Here is a 7,766-nt window from a genome sequence, read left to right as displayed (position 1 = left end):
AACGCCGTTCTGAGCGGCGGCATCCTGAACAACAATGCGGCCTTCAAGGTCAGCGGCACCGGCAACGCGCTGGACCATGAGACGGTCACGAATGCGACGACCGGCACGATCGAAGTGCTGGCGAATGGCGCGCTGACGGTCGACCAGGGCTCGACGGTTGCGAATGCCGGCAACGTCACGGTCGATGCCAACGGCAAGCTGACGGTCAATGGCGCCACGATCAGCGGCGGTACGATCGACGGTCTCGGCACCATCGATGTCACCAGCGCCAGCAAGATCGATGGCGGCGCGACGCTGAGCACGGCCACAGTTACCGCCGATGCCAAGCTGACGCTGGACGGCATCACGGTGTCGGGCTCGACGATCACGGACAATGGAGGCATCGAGCTCGACAACACCGTCAAGCTCAAGGACGGCGCCAGCATCCAGGGCGGCGCGGTCGCCAATACCGGCACGCTGAAGATCACCGGCGCTGCGACGCTGCTCAACGACGTCGTGACCAATACCGGTACGGTGTCGGTCGATGGCGGCCAGACGCTGACACTGTCCGGCACGGAGATTTCGGGCGGAGCCGTCAACGGCGCCGGGGCGATCGATGTCATCGGCAGCAGCAAGATCGATCAATCAGCGACGCTGAGCACCTCTGCCGTGACGGTTGAGAGCGGCGTCATCCTGACGCTGGATGACGTGACTGTTGCGGGCACCGCAATCGCCAATCATGGCACGGTCAAGGTCGATGCAAGCAGCAAGCTGACATTGAACGGTGCAAGCCTGACAGGCGGCGCGCTCACCGTTTCGGGTACGCTGAATTCGACCGGCACAACTACGATTACCGACGCCAACATCTCGAACAACTACCTGATCGAGGCAACCCTGGGCGCGTTGACCCTGCTGGCGACGACCTCCGCAACCTCGATCGCGAATGGCGGCATCCTCCGGGCCAATGGCGCCGAGCTCGACATCAACGGCGAAGCCATCGCTAACACCGGCACGTTGGCGGCGATCGATCACGGGATACTGAAGCTGATCGGGATGACGGTGACCAACACCGGCAGCGGTAGTGTCTCGGTCGAGTCCGGCTCTACACTCGATCTCCAGGGCGCGACCATTGATGGCGGCACGGTGACGATTGCCGGTACGCTGGAATCGACTGGCACGAGCGCGATCAACAACGCCGACATCACCAACACCGGCACGATCACGGTGACCAGCGGTACGCTGACGATTGATCCCGCCATCCTCCACACCATCACCAATCACAATCTGATCCAGGCGAATGGCGGTGAACTCGATATTTCCGGTGACCTGATCGTCAACTCCGCCGATATCATGGCGGTGCATGGCGGCACGCTGAAGCTTGCGAGCGTCATCGTCACCAATTCCGGCGGGTCGATCACGGTCGACGGCACCTCGAAGCTCTATCTGACCGACGTCTCGATCAACGGCGGCAGCCTGAGCAATGCCGGCAATCTCTACGGCGTATCCGGCTCCAACACCGTTTCGGCGATGGTCACGAACACCGGCACCATCGAGGTGCAGGCCGGCACGCTCGACCTCGCCGGCGGCCTTAGCGGTGTCGGCTCGGTGATCATCGACGATGGTGCGACGCTCGAACTCGCCGGGGCGACGGCGCAGACCATTGCCTTCGCCGGTGGCGCCGATACGCTCCAGCTCGACAAGGTGGCGGGCCAGAGCTTCACCGGCACCATTGCCGGTCAGTCGACGAAAGCCGGCACGTTCACGATCAAGGGCGCGGCCGATATCACGACATCGAGCGGCGACGCACTCGACTTCACTGCATCGGGCGGCACATCTGCAACGCCCGCCGATATCGTGCTCGCGCTCACCGGGACGTTGACGGGCGCGGCGAGCGGCATTGTCGTGACCCAGCACGGCGCCGGCGACGTTTTCCTGACGGCAACCGGCGGCGCTATCGGCGGCGCGTACGGCATCGACGCGGTCACCCAAGGCGATGGCGACATCACCATCGTAGCCGGCGGCAACATCACGGGTTCCTCGATCTACGGCATCAGGGCGCGCAGCTACGGCACGGGCAGCGAGACCGTCACCACCGGTGCAGGCAGCGTCATCACCTCTGGCAGCTCCGGCATCGTCGCCGTTAACCGCGCAACGTCCCTCGACGGCTCGGATCACAGCACCATCACGGTCAATGCCTACGGCACGATCAACTCCGGCACCAACCTGAACCAGAGCGGCAACACGCCGGCCGGCATCCAAGCCGGCTACAGCGGAACAACGAGCGGGAGCAGCAGCGCCAACACCGGTGTTAACGGCTCGGTCGTCGTCAACAACCACGCCAATGTCACCGCCGCGGCCGGCTACGGCATTCACGCCTATAATTACGGAAACGGCGACGTCACGGTGAACGATGCGGCCGGCACCACGGTCGTCGGCGCGGAGGACGGGATCAGGGCGCAGGCCCTCAGCGGCGGTACCGGCGACGTCAGCGTGACGCTCGGTTCCGGTGCGTCAGTGAAGGGCACGACGAGCTATGGCATTTTGGCCTACAGCATCGATGCGGGCGACATCAGCGTCACCATGGCGAGCGGCGACAGCATCATTGCGGGCAGCTCGGGCATCGTGGCCGTCAATTATGCGACCGCGATCGCGAGCGGCGTGAGCAGCACGATCACGGTCGAGGCGCACGGCATCATCCATTCCGGCTCGATCTCGAATAACGATGGCAGCATTCCCGGCGCGATCATCGCCGGCTATAAGCCGGGCGGCAACGGCGTATTCTCGAATGCGGTCAAGGGGGACGTCACCGTCACGAGCGATGCAACGATTATCGCCGATGCGGGCTACGGCATCGAGGCGTTTACCTGGGGGGCCGGCAACCTCACAGTCACGACTGGCGCGACATCCTCGATTGCCGCCGCGGGTACCGCGATCGGCGCCTTCGATCACGGTGGCGGCGACGTCAACGTTACCAACAATGGCTCCGCCACCGGCGCGGTCGGCCTGTACGCTATTGCCGCCGGTGCGGGCGGCGTCACCATTGTCAACAACGGCCATATCACCGGCACCAGCAGTGTCGGCATCATCGTCGCGCAGAACTACACGGGCGGCCCGAACGGCCCGGCCGCGACCGGCTCGACGCACATCACCAATACCGGTTCGATCTCGGCCCCGACCGGCTTTGCGGCGATCTTCATCCAGGAAAACACGGCCGGCGGCTCCGCGCTGATCGACAATTCCACGACCGGAACGATCGGGCCCGCCGTCGCCTCGACCGTGACCGCCACGACCTACGCCATCGTCGAGACCGGCGGCGCCATCACGATCAATAATGCCGGCCACATCAACGGCAACATTGCCGTTGCCAGCGCCACCTTCAATAATCAGGCGGGCGGCACCTGGACCGTTGCCGGCAGCAGCGTGTTCGGCAATGCGTCGTCGATCGGCAACGCCGGCGAGATCGATCTCTTCAATGGCGCCTCGATCTCCGGAGCCAACCTGAGCATCGCCAATTCCCACGACATCGAAAGCTGGGGCACGGCGTCGATCTCCGGCACCATCGTCAACACCGGCAGCATCGAGGTCCACACCGGGACTCTGACGCTGTTTGGCTCGCTGTCCGGCTCGGGCTCGGTCACGATCGACGCCGGCGCGACGCTCGAGATCAAGAACGTGGTGTCGCAGACCGTCACCTTCGCCGGCGCCGGCTCCGAGCTCGAGATCGACACCGCGACCTTCGGCGGTTTGATTGCCGGCTTTGCCGCCAACGAGAAGGTCGATCTGTCGAACTTCACCTACGACAGCGGGACGACAGCGACCTACGATGCCGTCACCGGCAATCTCGTCGTGAGCGATACGCACAACCACAGCATCACGCTCAAGCTCATCGGTAACTACAGCGACGCACATTTCATCACGAGCAGCGACGGCGCCGGCGGCACCATCGTCGAGATCGCTCCGACCGATCACTGGACCAGCGGCAGCAGCGGCGACTGGAACACGGCGGCGAACTGGAGCGTGGGCGTGCCTGCGGCCAATTACGACGTCAAGCTCGACGCGCCCGGAACCTATACCGTCGACAGCACGACCAGCGTCACGATCGACGATCTCGCTGTTGCTTCGGGTGTGACCCTGAAGACCGAGCCCGGCACCGTGTTCACGGTGAAGGGCGACGTCGTCGACAACGGTCTGATCGAGGCTGGCCCATTCTCCGGAAACCACGTTTCGACCATCGACATCAAGGGCGACGTCAGCGGCACCGGAGCGATCGAGATCTCCAACAAGGCCGTCGTGGAGATCGAGGGTTCTGTTTCGGGGACGCTGGTCAACGGCTCGTTCTCGGGCATCCTCGTCTATTACGACAACGGGCTCGGCACGCTGATCTTGGACCACGCGAAGGATTTCCATGGGCTGATCTCGGGTTCTCCGGCCGGAGCTCCACTCTCGTCCGGCAATCTGATCGACATGAAGGACCTCGCCTGGACGTCCTCGATGTCGGCGCATGCCGACTACGTGCAGGCTACCGACATCACGACCGTCGACTTCTATAACGGTGCAACCACCATCACTCTGTCGTTCTTCGGCAGGGACCTGAATTGGCATCTTCAGAGCGACGGTCATGGCGGCACCACCGTTTATGATCCGCTCGCCGACACGCCCATGACGATCGAGACCGGCGCGGTGCTGAACCTCAGCGAGGCTTCTGCACAGACCGTGACCTTTGCCAACGGGACCGGAACCACCGGCACCTTCGCGATCGAACACGCCGCCGATTTCACCGGCGTCATCAACGGCTTTGCGGGTGACGGCACCGCCGCCAATTCGGATCTCCTCGACCTCAAGGACATCGGCTTCTCGAGCTTGACCGGGGTGACCTACACCGAGAACGCCGACCAGCTGGGCGGAACGCTGACGCTGACCGACGGGACCGACACCGCGGTCATCAAGTTTGCCGGGAGCTACACGTTCGACAGCTTCCAATTCGCCAACGACGGCAATGGCGGCACACTGGTCGTTGATCCGCCCACGGGGCCAACCCTCGTCGGGACCGACGGGCAGGACCAGTTCACCTTCACGAGTTCGACCCTTCCGGTTCAGAGCACGATCCTCGATTTCGAGCTGGGCCAGGACAAGATCGACCTGCAGAAGTTTGCCGGCATCCAGTCCTTCAGCGATCTCGGGATCACCCAACAGGGAGCCGACACGCTGGTCGCGCTCGACGATCATCAGTCGATCCGGGTGAAGAATCTTGTGGCGAGCAGCCTGCACGCCAGCGATTTCATCGTCGCGAACCATGCCTGATGGCCATTCCCACGGTTCGGCTACGGCGCCTCGTCCGCAGCGGATTCTGGTATCAAAGACATAGCTGGTTGCGTATTGTCGCCCGAACATCGGACGAAGGCGGCTGCGGAAAATTCGGGCGAAATGAAACGTCTCAAGATCCTGCGGCGGTGGTTTGCGCGCAAGTTGGGGTTTGCGCGGCTGATGTGCCTTGCGCTGCTGGTCGTGTTTGCCGGCGCTCGCCTCTGGGATCCGCCGCCGATCCAGGAACTGCGGCTGCGCACCTTCGACATGTTTCAGTTGATCGATCCGCGCCACAAGACGGCGCGGCCGGTCACCATCGTCGACATTGACGACAAGAGCCTCGCCAAGCTTGGCCAGTGGCCGTGGTCGCGGACGCGGATCGCCGACCTGATCCAGAACCTCACCAGTCACGGCGCGGTCGCGATCGGCTTCGACGTCGTGTTCTCGGAGGCCGATCGGCTCAACCCGGATCTGGTCGCGAGCCAGATGCGCTATCTCGACGACGCCACCCGCGCCAAGCTGCGCGAGCTGCCGAGCAACGACCAGATCCTCTCCGAAGCGATCAAGCGCTCGCGTGTGATCCTGGGCGAGACCGGCCAGCGGGCGATTTCGTCCGAGGTCGACAAGTCGCTGCCCTTTACCGGCGTCGCAACGGTCGGCGAGGAGGGGGCTGAGCGCTTCCTGTTCGAATTTCCCGGGCTGTTGCGCAACGTGCCAGAGATCGAGAAGGTCGCGGCCGGCCGCGGCCTGTTCTCGATCAAGACCGAGCGCGACGGCCTGATCCGGCGCGTGCCGATGATCATGCGCGCCCAGGGCATGGTCATGCCCTCGCTCAGCCTCGAGATTTTGCGCGTCGTCACGGGCACGCCGACACTGCTGGTTCGGACCGACAAGACCGGCGTGCGAGCCGTGCGTCTCAAGGGCGTGGAGATCCCAACCGACAGGAACGGTCAGCTCTGGGTGCATTACGCCCGCCAGGATCCCTCGATCTACGTCTCGGCCGCCGACGTGCTCGATAACACCGTGCCGCCGAACAAGATCGCCGGTAAGCTGGTGCTGGTCGGCACCTCCGCGGTTGGGCTCAATGACATCAAGACCACGCCGGTGTCCTCGAACATGCCGGGCGTCGAGATCCATGCGCAGGTGCTGGAGAGCGTGCTGAGCGGCGCAGTGATATCCCAGCCGAACTATGCGCTCGGCGTCGAGCTGCTCGCCGCGCTCATCATCGGCATGCTCGTCATCATCTTCACGCCGAACCTCGGACCGGTCCGCCTCGTGCTTGCTGGCGCGACCTTCGCCGCGATCCTGATCGGAGTGTCCTGGTTCTTTTACGTGCAATACCGCTATCTCATCGACTTCACTTATCCGTTGCTGTCGACCACGGCGATCTACCTGACGCTGATCTTTGCCAGCTTCGTGCGCGAGCAGCGGCAGCGCGTGCAGATCCGCGGCATGTTCGCGCAATACATGTCGCCGGTGCTGGTCGAGCAACTCGCGCAGTCGCCGGAAAAGCTGGTCCTCGGCGGCGAGGAGCGCGAGATGACGATCATGTTCTCCGACGTGCGCGGCTTCACCACCATATCGGAAACCTACAAGCACGATCCGCAGGGCCTGATCGCGCTGATGAACCGTTTCCTGACTCCGCTGACCGACGTGATCATCGATCAGAAAGGCTATATCGACAAATACATGGGCGACGCCATCATGGCGTTCTGGAACGCGCCGCTCGACGATGCCGAACACGAGGTCAACGCCTGTGAGGCCGCGATCCAGATGTTGGAGAAGATCGACGCGGTGAACAAGGACCGCGAGCAGGAGGCCATTGATGGCAGTCACGTCTACATCCCGCTCAATGTCGGTATCGGTCTCAACACCGGCATCGGCGTGGTCGGCAACATGGGCTCCGACCTGAAGAAGAACTATTCGGTGCTCGGCGACAGCGTGAACCTGGCCTCGCGCCTCGAAGGCCAGTCGAAGGAATACGGTTTTCCCATCATCGTCGGCTCCAGGACCGCGCTCGCTGCCAAGGACAAGTTCGCGATCCTCGAGCTCGATTTCATCATGGTCAAGGGCAAGACCGAACCGGAAGTCATCTACGCCATCGCCGGCCGCGCGGACGTGATGCATTCGGGCGCGTTCCAGCGGCTGCGCAACGTCACCATCGAAATGCTCGCCTGCTATCGCAGCCGCGACTGGCACGGCGCGCTGGACGCGATCGAACGCGGCCGCAGAAGCGAGGATGCCGACACGCTGGAAAAGCTGTTCAAGCTCTATGAAGTGCGCATCAAGGAATTCCAGGTCAATCCACCGCCGGAAGGCTGGACCGGGGCCTATGCGCTGCTGACGAAGTAGGGGCGCGAGAGGCTCTCGCTGCTGCCTCAACAAGAGGTGTCGTCCTGGCGAACGCCAGGACCCATATGTGGACGGCCCCCGTGGCACAAGAGCTTAGTGAGGTTTGATCGGATCGCTTGCATCCATATGTC

At 63.4% G+C, this 7,766-nt stretch carries 2 protein-coding genes; both read left to right on the top strand.

Going from position 1 to position 7,766, the window contains the following annotated elements:
• Window positions 1-5,280, top strand: a 5,280-nt coding sequence (locus tag AC0L2J_RS34405) for a beta strand repeat-containing protein (protein ID WP_473395936.1), incomplete at its 5' end; no start/stop codon positions are given.
• A gap of 123 nt (window positions 5,281-5,403) precedes the next feature.
• Window positions 5,404-7,635: a CHASE2 domain-containing protein gene (locus AC0L2J_RS34400; protein WP_473395935.1), complete on the top strand. Its 2,232-nt coding sequence runs from the start codon at window positions 5,404-5,406 to the stop codon at window positions 7,633-7,635.
• The last annotated feature ends 131 nt before the right edge of the window (window positions 7,636-7,766 follow it).

The organism is Bradyrhizobium sp. MV1.5 (assembly GCF_055807615.1).
The sequence above is the reverse complement of the archived record's forward strand: the minus strand, read 5'-3'. Positions and strand labels throughout refer to the sequence as shown.

Excerpts from the sequence above, each read along its gene's own strand:
- AC0L2J_RS34400 (WP_473395935.1), top strand. The coding sequence starts at position 5,404 with ATGAAACGTCTCAAGATCCTGCGGCGGTGGTTTGCGCGCAAGTTGGGG.